At 59.1% G+C, this 16086-nt stretch carries 18 protein-coding genes; 7 read left to right on the top strand and 11 right to left on the bottom strand.

Going from position 1 to position 16086, the window contains the following annotated elements; all coding sequences use genetic code 11:
* From AC1DUP_RS30050 to AC1DUP_RS30035, 4 genes are all read right to left on the bottom strand, one after another.
* A partial coding sequence (locus AC1DUP_RS30050; protein ID WP_477836353.1) for an ATP-binding cassette domain-containing protein occupies nucleotides 1-186 on the bottom strand: 186 nt, incomplete at its 3' end.
* 12 nt (nucleotides 187-198) lie between these two features.
* Nucleotides 199-1344 (bottom strand): amino acid ABC transporter permease, encoded by a 1146-nt coding sequence (locus AC1DUP_RS30045; protein ID WP_113310182.1) that lies wholly within the window; start codon nucleotides 1342-1344, stop codon nucleotides 199-201.
* 1 nt (nucleotide 1345) lies between these two features.
* Complete coding sequence (locus tag AC1DUP_RS30040; RefSeq protein ID WP_477836351.1) at nucleotides 1346-2548, bottom strand: amino acid ABC transporter permease; 1203 nt, start codon at nucleotides 2546-2548, stop codon at nucleotides 1346-1348.
* Nucleotides 2549-2648: 100 nt separating this feature from the next.
* The gene (locus AC1DUP_RS30035) at nucleotides 2649-3674 is read right to left on the bottom strand and encodes an amino acid ABC transporter substrate-binding protein (RefSeq protein ID WP_113295653.1); all 1026 of its coding nucleotides are present in this window, start codon (nucleotides 3672-3674) and stop codon (nucleotides 2649-2651) included.
* A 376-nt stretch (nucleotides 3675-4050) separates the two neighbouring features.
* On the opposite strand from AC1DUP_RS30035, the gene AC1DUP_RS30030 reads away from it, so the two are divergent.
* Nucleotides 4051-5241, top strand: coding sequence for a cystathionine beta-lyase (locus AC1DUP_RS30030; RefSeq protein ID WP_113295739.1), 1191 nt, complete (start codon nucleotides 4051-4053; stop codon nucleotides 5239-5241).
* Between the two features lie 15 nt (nucleotides 5242-5256).
* Here the strand turns inward: AC1DUP_RS30030 and AC1DUP_RS30025 are convergent, their stop codons facing one another.
* Nucleotides 5257-6405: an FAD-dependent monooxygenase gene (locus tag AC1DUP_RS30025; RefSeq protein ID WP_477836348.1), complete on the bottom strand. Its 1149-nt coding sequence runs from the start codon at nucleotides 6403-6405 to the stop codon at nucleotides 5257-5259.
* 26 nt (nucleotides 6406-6431) lie between these two features.
* A complete protein-coding gene (locus AC1DUP_RS30020) occupies nucleotides 6432-6677 on the bottom strand; it encodes a zinc-finger domain-containing protein (RefSeq protein WP_112547845.1) in 246 nt (81 codons plus the stop codon).
* Between the two features lie 147 nt (nucleotides 6678-6824).
* On the opposite strand from AC1DUP_RS30020, the gene AC1DUP_RS30015 reads away from it, so the two are divergent.
* The 6 genes from AC1DUP_RS30015 (at nucleotide 6825) to clpA (ending at nucleotide 12699) form a co-directional block, all read left to right on the top strand.
* Entirely contained in the window at nucleotides 6825-7610 is a 786-nt protein-coding gene (locus tag AC1DUP_RS30015; RefSeq protein ID WP_113295738.1) for an alpha/beta hydrolase, read from the top strand.
* Between the two features lie 132 nt (nucleotides 7611-7742).
* Nucleotides 7743-8576, top strand: a complete 834-nt coding sequence (gene cysE / locus AC1DUP_RS30010; RefSeq protein WP_113295651.1) for a serine O-acetyltransferase — start codon at nucleotides 7743-7745, stop codon at nucleotides 8574-8576.
* A gap of 136 nt (nucleotides 8577-8712) precedes the next feature.
* Complete coding sequence (locus AC1DUP_RS30005; RefSeq protein ID WP_012557538.1) at nucleotides 8713-8916, top strand: DUF3126 family protein; 204 nt, start codon at nucleotides 8713-8715, stop codon at nucleotides 8914-8916.
* A gap of 297 nt (nucleotides 8917-9213) precedes the next feature.
* The gene (locus AC1DUP_RS30000; RefSeq protein ID WP_113295650.1) at nucleotides 9214-9582 is read left to right on the top strand and encodes a phasin family protein; all 369 of its coding nucleotides are present in this window, start codon (nucleotides 9214-9216) and stop codon (nucleotides 9580-9582) included.
* Nucleotides 9583-9845: 263 nt separating this feature from the next.
* Nucleotides 9846-10196 (top strand): ATP-dependent Clp protease adapter ClpS, encoded by a 351-nt coding sequence (clpS, locus tag AC1DUP_RS29995; protein WP_037072724.1) that lies wholly within the window; start codon nucleotides 9846-9848, stop codon nucleotides 10194-10196.
* Between the two features lie 10 nt (nucleotides 10197-10206).
* Nucleotides 10207-12699, top strand: a complete 2493-nt coding sequence (clpA, locus tag AC1DUP_RS29990) for an ATP-dependent Clp protease ATP-binding subunit ClpA (RefSeq protein WP_477836344.1) — start codon at nucleotides 10207-10209, stop codon at nucleotides 12697-12699.
* A gap of 60 nt (nucleotides 12700-12759) precedes the next feature.
* Here the strand turns inward: clpA and AC1DUP_RS29985 are convergent, their stop codons facing one another.
* The 5 genes from AC1DUP_RS29985 to AC1DUP_RS29965 all read right to left on the bottom strand — a co-directional run bounded on the left by AC1DUP_RS29985 (nucleotide 12760) and on the right by AC1DUP_RS29965 (nucleotide 16061).
* Nucleotides 12760-13050: a Dabb family protein gene (locus AC1DUP_RS29985; RefSeq protein WP_113310179.1), complete on the bottom strand. Its 291-nt coding sequence runs from the start codon at nucleotides 13048-13050 to the stop codon at nucleotides 12760-12762.
* 59 nt (nucleotides 13051-13109) lie between these two features.
* Entirely contained in the window at nucleotides 13110-13538 is a 429-nt protein-coding gene (locus AC1DUP_RS29980; RefSeq protein ID WP_113295647.1) for an HIT family protein, read from the bottom strand.
* 54 nt (nucleotides 13539-13592) lie between these two features.
* Nucleotides 13593-14795 (bottom strand): GNAT family N-acetyltransferase, encoded by a 1203-nt coding sequence (locus AC1DUP_RS29975; RefSeq protein ID WP_113310178.1) that lies wholly within the window; start codon nucleotides 14793-14795, stop codon nucleotides 13593-13595.
* A 79-nt stretch (nucleotides 14796-14874) separates the two neighbouring features.
* Entirely contained in the window at nucleotides 14875-15594 is a 720-nt protein-coding gene (locus AC1DUP_RS29970; protein WP_477836341.1) for a glycerophosphodiester phosphodiesterase, read from the bottom strand.
* A complete protein-coding gene (locus AC1DUP_RS29965) occupies nucleotides 15594-16061 on the bottom strand; it encodes a RidA family protein (protein ID WP_113295644.1) in 468 nt (155 codons plus the stop codon). Before AC1DUP_RS29965 ends, AC1DUP_RS29970 begins: the two co-directional genes overlap by 1 nt.
* Nucleotides 16062-16086: the final 25 nt, after the last annotated feature.

The raw sequence follows: 16086 nt of genomic DNA, 5'->3' as shown, positions 1-16086 counted from the left end.
GCAGCGGATCATCGTCGATTTGCCGGAACCCGACGGGCCGGCGATGACGATGCGCTCGCCGCGCATGACCTTCAGGTTGATGTCGCGGAGCACGTGGAAATCACCATACCACTTGTTCATGTTGACGATATCGACGGCGACGTCGGTCGTCGACACGGTCAATTTCTTGGTGAGGGGCTCTGCCATTGTTGTTCCTTCTTATCTCGTGTGGCCGGTGTCGAGATGACGTTCCATGAATGCTGAATAGCGCGACATGCCGAAGCAGAAAAGCCAGAAGGCGAAGCCGGCGAAAATCAGTCCGGTCAGCGGCGTTACCGCGGTTGCCCAGTTCGCGTCGGTGAAGTTCAGCCGCACGATGCCGAGCAGGTCGAACATGCTGATGATCGATACCAGCGACGTATCCTTGAACATGCCGATGAAGGTGTTGACGATGCCGGGGATCACCAGCTTGATCGCCTGCGGCATAATGATCAGCCGCATTTTCTGCCAGTAGCCAAGGCCAAGCGAATCCGCTCCCTCGAACTGTCCTTTCGGAATGGCCTGCAGGCCGCCGCGAATGACCTCAGCCATATAGGCGGAGGCAAAGATCGATACGCCAATGATGGCGCGCAGAAGCTTGTCCACGGTCCAGCCTGCCGGCAGAAACAGCGGCAATACCACGCTCGCCATGAAGAGAACCGTGATCAGCGGCACTCCGCGGACGACTTCGATGAAAACGATGCTCACCATGCGGATGACAGGCATATGCGACCGTCTGCCGAGCGCCAGAAGAATACCGACCGGGAAGGAGACGACGATGCCCACGAAGGAGAGCACCAGCGTCACCATCAGCCCGCCCCAGAGCGGGGTATCGACGATTTCGAGGCCGAAGCCGCCATAAAGCAGAACGAAGGATACGATCGGGAGTACCAGGAAGAGAAGGATCGCATTCAACCCCTTGCGCGGCGCCGACGGGATGAGCATCGGCACGAGCAAAAGCACGAAGAGAATGCCGACCAGCGTCGGCCGCCAGCGCTCGTCGAGCGGATAGCGTCCATAGATGAACTGGTCGAACTTGGCGTTGACGAAGGCCCAGCAGGCGCCACTCCAACCATCAGGCTGGATGCCGCCCTGCACGGTCGTCGCACAGAAGGTGCGGTCCGTACCGGTCCAGACCGCCTGTACAAACAGCCAGTTGAAGGCATGCGGCAGTGCCCAGGCAAGAAAGGTGGCGGCCAGAAGCGTGAGGACGATGTCCTTGGGCGTCGCAATCAGATTGCGGCGGATCCAGGCGCCGGCGCCTTTTTCTCCCGATGGCGGCGGCTCCTGCGACAGCATGGTGGTTCTGACGAAACTATCGCTCATCTTATCTCTCCACCAGAGCCATCTTGGCGTTGAACCAGTTCATCAGCAGCGAAGTGGCAACGCTCAGTGCCAGATAGATGACTGCCCAGATGAGGATCACTTCGACGGACTGACCGGTCTGGTTGAGCGTCGTGCTGCCAACGGCGACGAGATCGGCAAAACCGATGGCGATCGCCAGCGACGAGTTCTTGGTGAGGTTCAGATACTGGCTGCTCAGCGGCGGGATGATGATGCGGAAGGCCTGTGGAATGACCACCAGCCGGGTGATCGCCGAAGGATGCAGGCCGAGCGCGGCCGCCGCCTCCGTCTGTCCCTTGGGCACCCCGCGTATGCCAGAGCGTACGATCTCGGCGATGAAGGCCGCCGTATAGAAGGATAACGCCAGGAAGAGCGACATGAATTCCGGGCCGACCACCGAACCGCCGGTCAGGTTGAACTTGCCGGCGACCGGGAAGTCGAAGGAAAGCGGTGCGCCTGCGATAAGGAAGGCGAGGAGCGGCAGGCCGACGATGAGACCGGCCGACACCCAGATCGTATGGAACGGCTGGCCCGTTGCTGCCTGACGGCGATGCGCCCAGCGCGCCGTTGCGATAGCGGCGATGATCGCAATGACGAAGGCGATCCCGACCAGCCAGAAACCCTCGCCGAAGATAGGCTTGGGGAAGGCGAGGCCACGATTGTTCAGATACGATCCGAGCGGCAGATGCAGCGAGTCGCGAGCATTGGGCAGAACAGCGAGAACGCCCGAATACCAGAAGAAGATCACGAGCAGCGGCGGAATGTTGCGGAAGACTTCCACATAGACAGTGCAGAGCTTGGCGATCAGCCAGTTCCGTGACAGGCGGCCGATACCGATGACGAAGCCGATGATCGTCGCGGTGATGATGCCGGTAATCGCGATAAGAAGCGTATTCAGAAAGCCGACGAGCAGCGCCCGGCCATAGGTCGAATCGGCTGAGTACGGGATCAGCGATTGCCCGACTTCGAAGCCGGCGCGACCGTTCAGAAAGCCGAAACCCGATGCGATGTTGGCGCGCGCCAGATTGACTGCCGTATTGTGGGCAATCGACCAGATCAGCGCGACCAGAAGGACGATAGTAAGAGCTTGAAAGAAGATGCCCCGGATTTTGGGGTCATAGAGGGCGGACTGAAAGCTCCAGCCGCCCTTGGGTATGGGTGTTCGATCCGCAACCTGATGCGTCATGCCTGGCCAATTCCCCACGTTATGTGCTCCTTTGCGGAGCTTTTTTATAGGAGGAGGAGAGGCGGTGACCCGCCTTTCCGGCTTTCGTGCGGTATGCCGATTAACGAACCGGCGGAGCGTACTGAATGCCACCCTTGCTCCAGAGAGCATTGAGGCCGCGCGCGATCTTCAGCTGGCTGCCCTGGCCGATGTTCTTCTCGAAGACTTCGCCATAGTTGCCGACGTTCTTGACGACGTTGTAGGCCCATTCGTTGGTGAGGCCGAGGTCAGTACCGATCTTCGTATCGGCTTCAACGCCGAGGAAACGCTTGATATCCGGGTTCGGGGAGCTCTTCATCTCGTCGACATTGGCCTGCGTGATGCCGAACTCTTCGGCATTGATCATCGCGTAGCCGACCCAGCTGATGATATCGAACCACTGGTCGTCACCCTGGCGTACGGCTGGGGCGAGCGGCTCCTTGGAGATGATTTCCGGCAGGATCACGTGCTCGTCGGGGTTCTTCAGCGTCAGACGCAGCGAGTAGAGACCCGACTGGTCGGTCGTATAGACATCGCAACGGCCAGAGTCGTAGGCGGCGTTGACTTCGTCGAGCTTCTCGAAGACGACCGGATTGTACTGCAGGTTGTTGGCTTTGAAGTAGTCGGCAAGATTGAGCTCGGTCGTGGTGCCGGACTGAACGCAGACAGAGGCGCCGGAAAGCTCGAGTGCCGACTTCACGTTCAGGCTCTTGCGGACCATGAAGCCCTGGCCGTCATAATAATTTACGAAGCGGAAGTTCAGGCCGAGAGCCGTGTCGCGGTTGATCGTCCAGGTCGTGTTACGGGCAAGCACATCGACTTCGCCGGACTGCAGAGCCGGGAAGCGGTTGGCGGCGCTGAGAGGGGTGAACTTCACCTTGTTGGGGTCGCCGAAGACCGCAGCGGAAACCGCGCGGCAGAAATCAACGTCGAAGCCCGACCAGTTGCCGGACGCATCAGGGGCAGCAAAGCCGGCAAGACCGGTATTGACGCCGCACTGGACAAAACCTTTTGCCTTTACGTCTTGAAGAGTAGTGGCCGAAGCGGCCGAAGCGCCAAGAGCGAAAACTGCTGCGCCGGCTGCTACGGACAGGAGCTTGTACTTCATTTTTCCCAACCTTTTTCTGTTGTCTTATATTTATCTTTTCGGGAGTGGCCGGATTGAAATAGCCCGTTTACCTCCCCGTTTCCCGCAACCCTCCCGGCGCGAGTGGGTCTATCACAGTCGCAAATGTCACTATGGTCAAGTGTCGCGGCTAATAATTGGAGCAAAATTCAGCATTTTGGGAGATTACGCTGTGTCCCTAGGCACTTGGCTAGAAATTGGGCGCCAGCTTGAGGAAAAATAGCGCGAAAATCGCGGAGTAAAGGCTGACGGCGGCGCGGAGCGGGACGATCGCGTCAAGTTGCGGGGGTTGACCCTGATGGCGGCGGGGTTCAAGAGTTCGGCCTTTGCATACCCTCGCCAGAAGGCCATTTCCCAAATGAAAGATCTAGACAGTCTCCTGCCGGGCGCCGGCATCAATACCCGTCTTTCCCATATCGGCTACGACCCCGCGGATTATCACGGTTTCGTCAATCCGCCGGTGGTGCGCGCGTCCACGGTGCTCTTTCCAGATGCCAAGTCGATGGAGACGCGCAACAAGAAATACACTTACGGCACCCGCGGCACGCCGACGACCGATGCCCTTGCTGAAGCGATCAATGCGCTCGAAGGCTCGGCCGGCACTGTGCTGGTGCCCTCCGGTCTCGCCGCCGTCACGGTCGCCATCCTCGCCTATGTCGCGGCGGGCGATCACATCCTGGTCGTCGATTCCGTCTACGGTCCGACGCGCCATTTCTGTGACACGATCCTGAAGCGAATGGGTGTCGAGGTCGACTATTTCGATCCGGCGATCGACGCGGCCATCGAGACGCTCTTCAAGCCGAACACCACGGTCGTGCTGACCGAAGCCCCCGGCTCCAATACCTTCGAAATGCAGGATATCCCGGCCATCGCAGCTCTGTCGCACAAGCACGGCGCCGTCGTGCTGATGGACAACACCTGGGCCACACCTATCTATTTCCGGCCGCTGGACTTTGGCGTCGACGTGTCGATCCATGCCTCGACCAAATATCCGTCGGGCCATTCTGACATTCTGATGGGAACCATTTCCGCCAATGCCGAGCACTGGCCGCGGCTGATCGAAACGCATGGCACACTGGGCCTTTGCGGCGCGCCGGATGATTCCTACCAGATCCTGCGCGGCCTGCGCACCATGGGCATCCGGCTGGAACGCCACTACGAAAGCGCGCTGGCAATCGCCACGTGGCTCGAAAACCGCGAAGAGGTTGCCCGCGTCCTGCATCCGGCCCTGCCGAGCTTCCCGTCGCACCACATCTGGAAACGTGATTTCAAGGGTGCCAGCGGCATCTTCTCCTTCGTGCTGAAGGTTGACGATCCGCAAAAGGTCAAGCCGAAGGCGCATGCCTTCCTCGATGCGCTCTCCTATTTCGGATTGGGCTATTCCTGGGGCGGCTATGAAAGCCTTGCCATACTGGTCAATCTCTCGGACCGAAAGATCGCCAAGGCCCCGGCCGAAGGTCCGGTCATTCGCCTGCAGATTGGTCTCGAAGATATCGTTGATCTCAAGGCCGATATCGAGCGCGGCTTTGCTGCGGCAAACGCCGTCTGATCAGCCACCATCTGATTAGCCAACTGGGCGGTAGCCGTAAATCCAGTCGAGATCCGCCGCGAGGCTTTGCGGCGGTTTCAGCGACAGCACGATATCCCGGCCGAGGCGGATCGGGCCGCTTGCATGATAGGCGAAACGGTTGAAGGCGCCGCGCTGGCGAAGCTTGGCGATGCGCGGCATGCGATGCCGTTCGAACAGTGAGATGGCTTCGGAAACCGGTCGGGTGGCAAGAAAGGCGGTAAGCTCGAATGCATCCTCGATCGCCATCGCTGCCCCCTGCGCCGCAAAAGGCATCATCGCATGGGCCGCATCTCCGATCAGCACAGTCTTGTTGCCGTCCTGCCATTTGCCCGGCGTTGCCTCGAAAAGCGGCCAGAAGGTGATGTCGTTGCGCCCTCCGAGCAATCCGGCAATAGCAGGATGCCAGCGGCGGAAGCGCGACTGCAGAAGCTCCTGTTGAACCTGTGTCGGCTCGCCCTGCCAGGCCTGCGGCGCAATATTGCCGGCGGTGATCGCCACCATGTTGAAGCCACCGGTCTCCTTCAGCGGATAACAGACCATATGCGCCGAGGAGCCGAGTAGGGCCGAGACACTGGCGCGGTCGAGAAAGCCCGGCGCCTCTGTTTCTGCGATGGTGAAACGGAAGGCGATGTTTCCGGAGAATTGCGGGGCAGGGGCGCCCGGTATTGCCTGCCGCAATCTGGACCAGACACCATCGGCGCCGATGATGACGTCGGCCGAACGCCGACACTGAGGCAAATCCGCTTCGAAACGTATTCCGAGATGGAGCTGGCAGAGCGGATTGGCACTGACCGCATCCAGCAGCGCCTTCTGCAGCGTCGTGCGATGCAGGACGCCGTAGGGTGCTCCCCAGCGATTCCTGGCAAAACTCCCGGCCGGGACAGCTGCAAGTTCGCGCAGCGAACTGCCTGAAATGAGCCGGATGGACTGCGGCTCGAGCCAGAGGCTGGTCAGCCTCTCGAGCACGCCGAGTTCGGCGAGCACACGCGATGCGTTAGGCGAAATCTGCAAGCCAGCGCCCACTTCCGCAAGCTCGGGCGCCTGTTCGAAAATATCCGAACTGATGCCACGCCTTGCGAGCGCCAGTGCAGCCGTTAGGCCCGCAATGCCGGCGCCGATGATGGCGGCATGTTCGACCGGCATGGGATGTCCGATCCGCAGAGCCGACTTTACGCCGCTTTGACGTGGAAGACGCAGCCGGGCGGATTAGTTTGGTTGGATTTCAGCGACGCATTATAGCGATAAAGCGTCGAGCAGTAGGAGCAGACCTTCTCGTTGTCGTCGCCCATATCGATGAAGATATGCGGATGATCGAAGGGAACGGATGCGCCGGTGCACATGAATTCCTTGACGCCGACTTCGATAACGCGGTGACCGCCGTCGTTCTGGAAGTGGGGAATGCTGTGGCCGGCCATGTCTGTCTCCGAATGCTTTGAAATTCTGCGCGGACTTTATAGGCCTTCGGCGGAAAAGTGTAGTGCCAAAGCATGGCTCCGTTGCGAGTTTTTGGCTTCACGATGAAAGGCCGCTCGACTATGGTCGCGCCAAATAAGGACGGCCCGATGAACCTGAATACGCCTGCATTTTCAAGCTTCACCCATGACGGACTGAAACTTGCCTTTTTCGACGAGGGCGATCCCTCCGGCCCGCCTGTGCTGCTCATCCACGGCTTTGCTTCGTCGGCGAGCGTCAACTGGGTTCATCCGGGCTGGCTGAAGACCTTGGGCGATGCTGGCTACCGGGTGATCGCCATCGACAACCGGGGCCATGGCGCGAGCGACAAGCCGCGCGATGCCGAGGCATACAGGCCGTGGTTCATGGCTGGCGATGCGATCGCGCTGCTCGATCATCTCGGCATCCCCGAAGCCAACCTTATGGGCTATTCGATGGGTGCCCGCATCGCCGTCTTTGCGGCGCTCGCCTATCCGCACCGTGTCCGCTCGCTGGTGCTCGGCGGCCTCGGTATCGGCATGACGGACGGCGTAGGCGATTGGGACCCGATCGCCGATGCGTTGCTTGCGCCCTCGCTTGCCGATGTCACCCATCCGCGCGGCCAGATGTTCCGCGCATTTGCCGAGCAGACGAAGAGCGACCGCGAGGCGCTTGCCGCCTGTATCAAGGGCTCGCGCGATCTTGTCGCCCGCGCCGACATGGGCAAAATCGATGTGCCCACCCTGATCGGCGTTGGAACGAAGGACGACATTGCCGGTTCTCCCCAGGAACTGGCGGCTCTGATGCCTGACGCCCACGCTCTGGATATTCCCGGCCGCGACCACATGCTCGCCGTTGGCGACCGGGTGTTCAAGAAGGCCGTGCTGGAATTCTACGCTGAAGTCTCTGCCGGCTGATATCGCTGGCCGGTGACATAACCGTGATATCGGCAAAAACGCGTTGAACGGACGTGGCGAGGGCACCCATTTATGTTATGGGCGTTTTCCTCTATATAATCGCATTCCAACGGGAAAATGAGGAGGCCGGAAATGGTCGCTAAGACGGATATCCGCACGCTGGACGTAGCCCATCCGCTGAAGGTGATGGATCCCATATGGGACAGCCTGCGGGAGGAGGCGCGCCTTGCTGCGGAAAGCGATCCGGTGCTGGCTGCCTTCCTCTATTCGACGGTCATCAATTATCGCTCGCTCGAAGAATGCGTCGTGCACCGCATCTGCGAGCGCCTCGACCATCCCGACATGCAGGCAAACCTGCTGCGCCAGACCTTCGAGGAAATGCTGGAGGATTGGCCGGAATGGAGTTCGATCCTGCGCGTCGATATCCAGGCGGTCTATGACCGTGATCCCGCCTGCCTGCGCTTCATGGAAGCCGTTCTATACTTCAAGGGTTTCCATGCGCTGCAGACGCACCGGCTGGCGCACTGGTTGCTGAACCGTGGCCGCCGCGACTTCGCGCTCTACTTGCAGAGCCGCTCCTCCAGCGTCTTCCAGACCGATATCAATCCGGCCGCCCGTATCGGCAAGGGCATCTTTCTCGATCATGCGACCGGCCTCGTCGTCGGCGAGACCGCCGTCATCGGTGACAACGTTTCCATCCTCCATGGTGTGACGCTCGGCGGCACCGGCAAGGAAGGGGCCGATCGTCATCCGAAGATCGGCACGGGCGTCATGATCGGCGCAGGCGCCAAGATCCTCGGGAATATCGAGATCGGCTTCTGCTCGCGCGTCGCCGCCGGCTCCGTCGTCCTGAAAGCGGTGCCGCCAAAGACCACGGTAGCGGGCGTGCCCGCCAAGGTCGTCGGTGAAGCGGGCTGTTCCGAGCCGGCCCGCGTTATGGATCAGGTTATCGGCGCCGATATCTGATCCTTCATTGGAAAATGCGGAAAACCGCCTAAATGCTGGCGGAGACAGTCGTTGTGAACCCGATCTCGCGACCTTTACAGCCCCGCTCTACCTGTGCAAGAAGCGGCCAACCGAGATTGCTTACGGAGATGAAAGCGTGAAGCCTGAAGAAATCAAGAAACTCGACGCCTATTTCAAACGCACGCTGAACCCGCAGATCGTGGTGAAGGCGCGCCCGCGCAAGAATGATTCCGCGGAAGTCTATCTCGGCGAAGAATTTCTGGGCGTCGTCTATATCGATGACGAAGATGGCGATCGTTCCTACAACTTCTCGATGGCGATCCTTGACGTCGATCTCTGATGCCCATTGCATTCGTTAAAAGCCGGGCATCGCTAGCCGATGCCCGGCTTTTTCGTATTAGGACAAGCGGTTTGAAACGGCGAATGCATCTATTCGCCAAAATTTCTAATAACCTTCCGGTTGCAGTCGCCTGATATATTTTAGCAAAATCAACAAAAGACGAACGTGCCCGAACGCCTCTCTTTCAGAAGTTATTGCTAATGCAATCTGTGGATGTTTTGCGTTGCACAAGACTACTTGACTATTTGTGCGTCGCAGCTACCCTTTGCGCTGCAACAGCCAATTGGAGGATGGTTCATGTTCAATTTTGACGACGCAAGCCGGAAGAACAAGGAAGTGGTGGATACAGTGCTGAGAAGCTATTCCGACACTGCCAAGAGCTTCCAGGCGATTGCCTCTGAAGCCGCAGAATATTCCAAAAAGTCGTTCCAGGATGCTGTCACGCATTTCGAGACGCTTTCGGGCGCCAAGAGCTTTGAAACAGCGTTCGAGCTGCAATCCAATTATGCGAAGTCCGCCTACGAGACTTTTATCTCTGAGGCAACGAAGCTCGGCGAAATGTATGCCGACCTCGCCAAGAATGCCTATAAGCCTTACGAAGCACCGCTGGCAAACACCGCGGCCACCGTTTCCAAGGCCGCACCGGTAACCCCGGCAGCCGCATAAAATCTTCGGCGCGATTCCCGCTGCCTATTGAAAATCAAAGACCGGCATCGCACTTGCGGCCGGTCTTTTTTTGTTTCCTGAAGCTTCCCCCAGTTTTGCGCATACTTTTTTGGCCTTTGCGTCAAGTCCTGCGGAATTGTGATTGCAGTCGGAAACAAGGGGCTTAAAATCGCTCTATTATGAACTACCTTAGGGTTTCAGATATTCGTCGGGAAAGCACCCCTCCCATGCTGCCTGCCGGATTGATTGAGGAATGAATGAAAATGATCGCCAGACCGATCCGGATGCAGAACGACAGCGAAAGGAACGGGGACAACGGAAATCGAACCTCGGTCATCACGCGTACCAAGCCGAAGACCAAGAAGCCTAATCTCTATCGCGTACTGCTTTTGAATGACGACTACACCCCAATGGAATTCGTCATCCATATTCTGGAGCGTTTTTTTCAAAAGGATCGGGAAAGTGCCACCCGCATCATGTTGCATGTCCATAACCATGGCGTCGGCGAATGCGGAATATTCACATACGAGGTGGCGGAAACAAAGGTGAGCCAGGTGATGGATTTTGCCCGGCAGCACCAGCATCCGCTGCAATGCGTCATGGAAAAGAAGTGAGGAACTGAACGTGCCAACATTTTCGCCTAGTCTTGAGAAGGCGCTCCATCAGGCACTGACCTTTGCCAACGAGCGGCACCATGAATATGCCACGCTCGAGCATCTGCTGCTCGCCCTGATCGACGATGCCGATGCGGCTGCGGTCATGGGTGCCTGCAATGTCGACCTCGACGCCCTCCGTAAAACGCTCCTGGAATATGTCGATAACGAACTCTCCAACCTGGTCACCGGTTATGACGAAGACTCCAAGCCGACCTCCGGCTTCCAGCGCGTCATCCAGCGAGCGGTGATCCATGTCCAGTCTTCCGGTCGCGAGGAAGTGACCGGCGCCAACGTGCTCGTCGCGATCTTCGCCGAGCGCGAGAGCCATGCTGCCTATTTCCTGCAGGAACAGGAAATGACCCGCTACGACGCGGTCAACTACATTTCCCACGGTATCGGCAAGCGCCCCGGCGCATCCGAAAACCGTCCGCCCCGCGGTGCGGAGGAAGAATCCGAATCCAAGCCGACCGCACGCGGCGGCAACGAGGAAGAAGGTGGGCCGAAGAAGCAGCAGGATGCGCTGAAGGCTTACTGCGTGAACCTCAACGAGAAGGCCAAAGGCGGTAAGATCGACCCGTTGATCGGCCGTCACGCCGAGGTCAACCGGACCATCCAGATCCTGTGCCGCCGCTCCAAGAACAACCCGCTTTATGTCGGTGATCCCGGCGTCGGCAAGACCGCTATCGCTGAAGGCCTCGCCAAGCGCATCGTCGAAGGCAAGGTTCCGGAAGCTTTGGCTGACGCCACGATCTTCTCGCTCGACATGGGCACGCTGCTCGCCGGCACGCGTTATCGCGGTGACTTCGAGGAGCGCCTGAAGCAGGTCGTCAAGGAACTTGAAGAATATCCTGGTGCCGTGCTCTTCATCGACGAAATCCACACCGTCATCGGTGCGGGCGCGACGTCGGGCGGCGCAATGGATGCCTCGAACCTCTTGAAGCCGGCCCTGTCTTCAGGGGCGATCCGCTGCATCGGTTCGACCACCTACAAGGAATACCGCCAGTTCTTCGAGAAGGATCGGGCTCTGGTCCGCCGCTTCCAGAAGATCGACGTCAATGAGCCGTCGATCGATGATGCGATCGAGATCATGAAGGGCCTGAAGCCCTATTTCGAAGAGTACCACCACCTGCGCTACTCGAACGAGGCGATCAAGACCGCCGTCGAGCTGTCGGCCCGTTACATTTCGGACCGCAAGCTGCCGGATAAGGCAATCGACGTCATCGACGAGACCGGTGCGGCCCAGATGCTGCTCCCGCCGTCCAGGCGCCGCAAGCTGATCACCGAAAAGGAGATCGAAGCGACGATTGCGACGATGGCGCGCATTCCGGCAAAAACCGTCTCGAAGGACGACGAAGCCGTTCTTGCCAACCTCGAGAAAGAGTTGCGCTCGGTAGTCTATGGCCAGGATGTGGCGATCGAAGCCCTGTCCACCTCGATCAAGCTCGCCCGTGCGGGTCTTCGCGAGCCGAACAAGCCGATCGGCGCCTATGTCTTCTCCGGCCCCACGGGTGTCGGCAAGACGGAAGTCGCCAAGCAGCTTGCTGCTTCGCTGGGTGTCGAGATTCTGCGCTTCGACATGTCGGAATACATGGAGCGGCATACGGTTTCCCGTCTGCTCGGTGCACCTCCCGGCTATGTCGGCTTTGACCAAGGCGGCCTGCTGACTGATGGCGTCGACCAGCATCCGCATTGCGTGGTGCTGCTCGACGAAATCGAGAAGGCGCATCCGGATATCTACAATATCCTGCTGCAGGTCATGGATCACGGCACGCTGACCGACCATAACGGCAAGAAGATCGACTTCCGCAACGTCATCCTGATCATGACGACCAATGCGGGCGCTTCGGAAATGGCCAAGGCCGCGATCGGCTTCGGTTCGACCAAGCGTACCGGTGAAGATGAGGAGGCTCTGACCCGCCTGTTCACGCCGGAATTCCGCAACCGTCTCGACGCGATCATCCCGTTCGCGCCGCTGCCGACGGCCGTCATTCACAAGGTCGTTCAGAAGTTCATCATGCAGCTGGAAGCTCAGCTGTCCGAACGCAACGTCACCTTCGACCTGCACGAGGACGCGATCGCCTGGCTGTCCGAGAAGGGTTATGACGAGAAGATGGGCGCTCGTCCGCTTGCCCGCGTCATCCAGGATGCCATCAAAAAGCCCCTGGCGAACGAAATCCTCTTCGGCAAGTTGAAGAAGGGCGGCGTCGTCAATGTCACCGTCGGCCCGAAGGAAGACGGCAAGCCAGGCCTCATCCTGGAAGCCATTCCGGAAACGGCGCCCATCAAGCCGAAGCCGGAAGCCGAACTGGTTCATCCGGATGCGGCCCATGAGGATGATGGCGAGCTGAAGACCAAGCCGGTCAAGAAGACGAAGGCCAAGACCGTGCCGCAGCCGGAGCCGGAAGTCCGCGACGCCCCCAAGAAAGGCTCGACGGTGCCGAAGGTTCCGCGCAAGAAGTAGTCTTCGAAGTGAGACATGAAAAAGGCCGCTGAAAAGCGGCCTTTTTGTTTGCCTTAGTTCTCAGAGCTTCGTGTAGTCGATCTCGAGGAAGTCAGCGACCTCGGGTATCCAGCGGTCGCGCACGAAGGCCACATGCAGCGGGTGCACGTTATAGGCGTCGTAACCGGCCTGGTCGTCGAACTCCATCGAGAAGCCGAAGGTAAAATCGTTCTTTGGACTCGTCTGGCGAAGCTGCTCGAAATTCCTGACGCCTGGAATCTGCTTGAGCGTCAGTGCCGCGTCGAGAAAGGCTTTCTCTTCGACCGAACCGGCGGCGTGCTTCAGGCGGAACGCAACGGTGTGGCGGATCATGATTCCCTCCTAAATCGATGAAGTAATTTGGTATTCTTGAAAATAAGGCCGCGTTTCCGTTACGCGAGTTCCGCCTTGATCTTCTCCGCGTTGGCGGCGAGCACCGCGCCATCCTCCATCTTGCCGGAATGCGGCTTGAGCGCCACGCCCTGATGCCGCGGTATAACATGGAAATGCAGGTGGAAAACGGTCTGGCCTGCTGCCGGTTCGTTGAACTGGGCGATGAACACGCCGTCGGCGTCGAAGGCTTCCTTCACGGCATTCGCGACCTTCTGGACGACGGTGATCGTGTGGGAAAGGGAAGCTGGGTCGGCATCGAAGATATTGCGGGAAGGTGCCTTCGGCAGGACCAGAACATGGCCCGGCGCCTGCGGCATTACATCCATGAACACAACAGTCTTGTCGTCCTCGTAGACGCGATGCGACGGGATTTCGCCGCGCAGAATCTTGGCGAAGATATTGCTGTCGTCATAGGCGGCGCTGGTCATGGCGAAATCTCCTCGTGTTTTCCTTGATCGCGTAGCGCGGCGGGGCCAAGCGCGTCAATCCTCCTGCAGCCGCTCGCCCTTGCGGAAGGGGGTGTGCTCGGCGAGCATATCATTCATATACTCGACATCCTCCCGCTCGCGCTCGAGGTAGTCGGCAATCGCACGGCGCAATCCCGCATGGGCGATATAGTGAGCCGAATGCGTTGTCACCGGCAGGTAACCACGCGCGAGCTTGTGTTCGCCCTGAGCGCCGGCCTCTACTTTCTTGAGGCGCTTTTCCAGCGCGAAATCGATCGCCTGATGATAGCAGACCTCGAAATGCAGGAAGGGGTGATCCTCGATGCAGCCCCAGTGCCGCCCGTAGAGCGTATCGCCGCCGATGAAGTTGATGGCACCCGCTATATAGCGGCCGTCGCGTTTGGCCATCACGAGCAGGATGTCGTCGGCCATGCGCTCGCCGATCAGCGAATAGAATTTGCGTGTCAGATAGGGCCGGCCCCATTTGCGGCCGCCGGTATCCATGTAGAAGGCGTAGAACTGATCCCAGATGCCTTCGGTCAGGTCCTTGCCGGTCAGCCAGTCGATAGTAATGCCGTTCTCGACCGCCGTCCGACGCTCCTTGCGCAGTGCCTTGCGCTTGCGGGAAGCAAGTGTTTCCAGGAACGCGTCGTGATTGTCATAGCCTTCATTGATGAAATGGAACTGCTTGTCGGTGCGGTGCAGATAGCCGTCGGTTTCGAAGACCGGCATCTCGTCCTCGGGCACGAAGGTGATGTGGGCCGAAGAGATACCGAGACGGCGGACGACCTCCTTGAGGCTTTCCGCCATGGCATTCTGAATTGGCAGGCGGGCAAGGCCTTCGGCCACAAGCAGGCGCGGGCCGGTTGCGGGTGTAAAGGGGATCGAGCACTGCAGCTTTGGATAATAGCTGCCGCCAGCCCGTTCGAAAGCGTCGGCCCAGCCGTGATCGAAGACATATTCGCCCTGGCTGTGGTTTTTGAGATAGCCGGGCAGGGCGCCGATCAGTTCACCCTTGTCGGTTTCCAGAAGCATGTGATGGCCAAGCCAGCCGCTCTGCGCGGTAGCCGAGCCGGATTCTTCCAGCGCCGAGAGAAAGGCATGCGAGACGAAGGGATTATAGGCGACGCTGTCGCACGTCTTCGATGCTCCCGAAAGCCTGGACCAGCGCTCGGGGGAAATTTCGGTGAATGATCGCTCGATGCGGATGGAAAGTTCGTCTGACGATTCGTCTGTCATGAAGTAAATGCGAAGCCGTTGGGGGAGGGAGCGGGCTCTCCCTCCCAGTCTGCGCACGATCTTGTTCAAAAAGCGAGTGTCAAACCGCCGTGCGCGGATCGAAGCCTTCGAAAGTCATTTGATCGGCGTTCTCGAATGTATGTTTGCGGGCCTCATCGTCGCGCACCGTCCAGGTGATGACCGGAATGCCCTTGTCGCGCTGGCCGGCGACGAACGGGTTCGGCAGATCGGCATAATAATAGGAGATGAAATCGAGGCCGATCTCCATCGCCTTCTCATGAGTGGCATATTCTTCCGTCGTATTGCCGTTGGCCGTCAGCCCGATCGGGTAGGGAGAGTTGAGCTCCCTGAGATCCTTCAGCAGCCACCGGTCGAAGCTCATCAGCGCGACCTTGCCTTCATAGCCCTCGAGCACGTCGAGGACGGCCTCGGCAAAGCCCTCGTCGTCGGCTTCGCGGCCCTTGAGTTCCAGCACCAGCGGTACTTTTCCCTTCACGAGGTGAAGAAGCTGCTTCAGCGTCGGCACCTTGTCCTTCGTGCCGCCGACAGCAATCAGCCCGAGTTCCTGGGAGGTCCGTTCGCGCACATCGCCCTTGAGGTTGCAGAGACGTTCCAGATCTTCATCATGGAAGATGACCGGCACGGCATCGGAGGCGTAATGCAGGTCGCATTCGATGGCAAAGCCCGCTTCGACGGCGCGCGAAAAGGCCGAGAGCGTGTTTTCCCAGACGGCGTTGTTGAGGTCATGATAGCCGCGATGCGCGACCGGCAGCTCTTTGATCCAGTCGGCATTCGTCATTATGCGATTTCCATGATAGCATCGATTTCGACTGCGGCATTGAGCGGCAGGGCAGCCATGCCGACCGCGGCGCGGGCATGTTTGCCGGCTTCGCCGAGCACGCCGGCGATCAGGTTCGAAGCGCCATTGATGACAAGGTGCTGCTCGACGAATTCGGGTACCGATGCAACAAAGCCGTTAAGCTTGATGACCCGGCGAATGCGGCCGAGATCGCCGCCGAGTGCCGCCTTTGCCTGCGCGAGAATGTTGATGGCGCAAAGTTCAGCGGCGCGCTGACCGGTGGCGACGTCGACATTCTTGCCGAGGTGGCCGGTAACGGCGACCTTGCCGGACTCGAGAGGCAACTGGCCGGAAATGGTGAGAAGATTGCCGCTGATGACATAAGGGACGTAGTTGGCAGCAGGTGCGGCAGCTTCGGGAAGGGTTATCCCCATTTCCGACAGACGCGCGGCGATTTGATCGGACATTTTCGTCTCCGCTTTTGTTGTCAAT

This window comes from Rhizobium sp. 01L419 (assembly GCF_056400025.1).
This window is presented reverse-complemented; position numbering and strand designations above follow the sequence as displayed.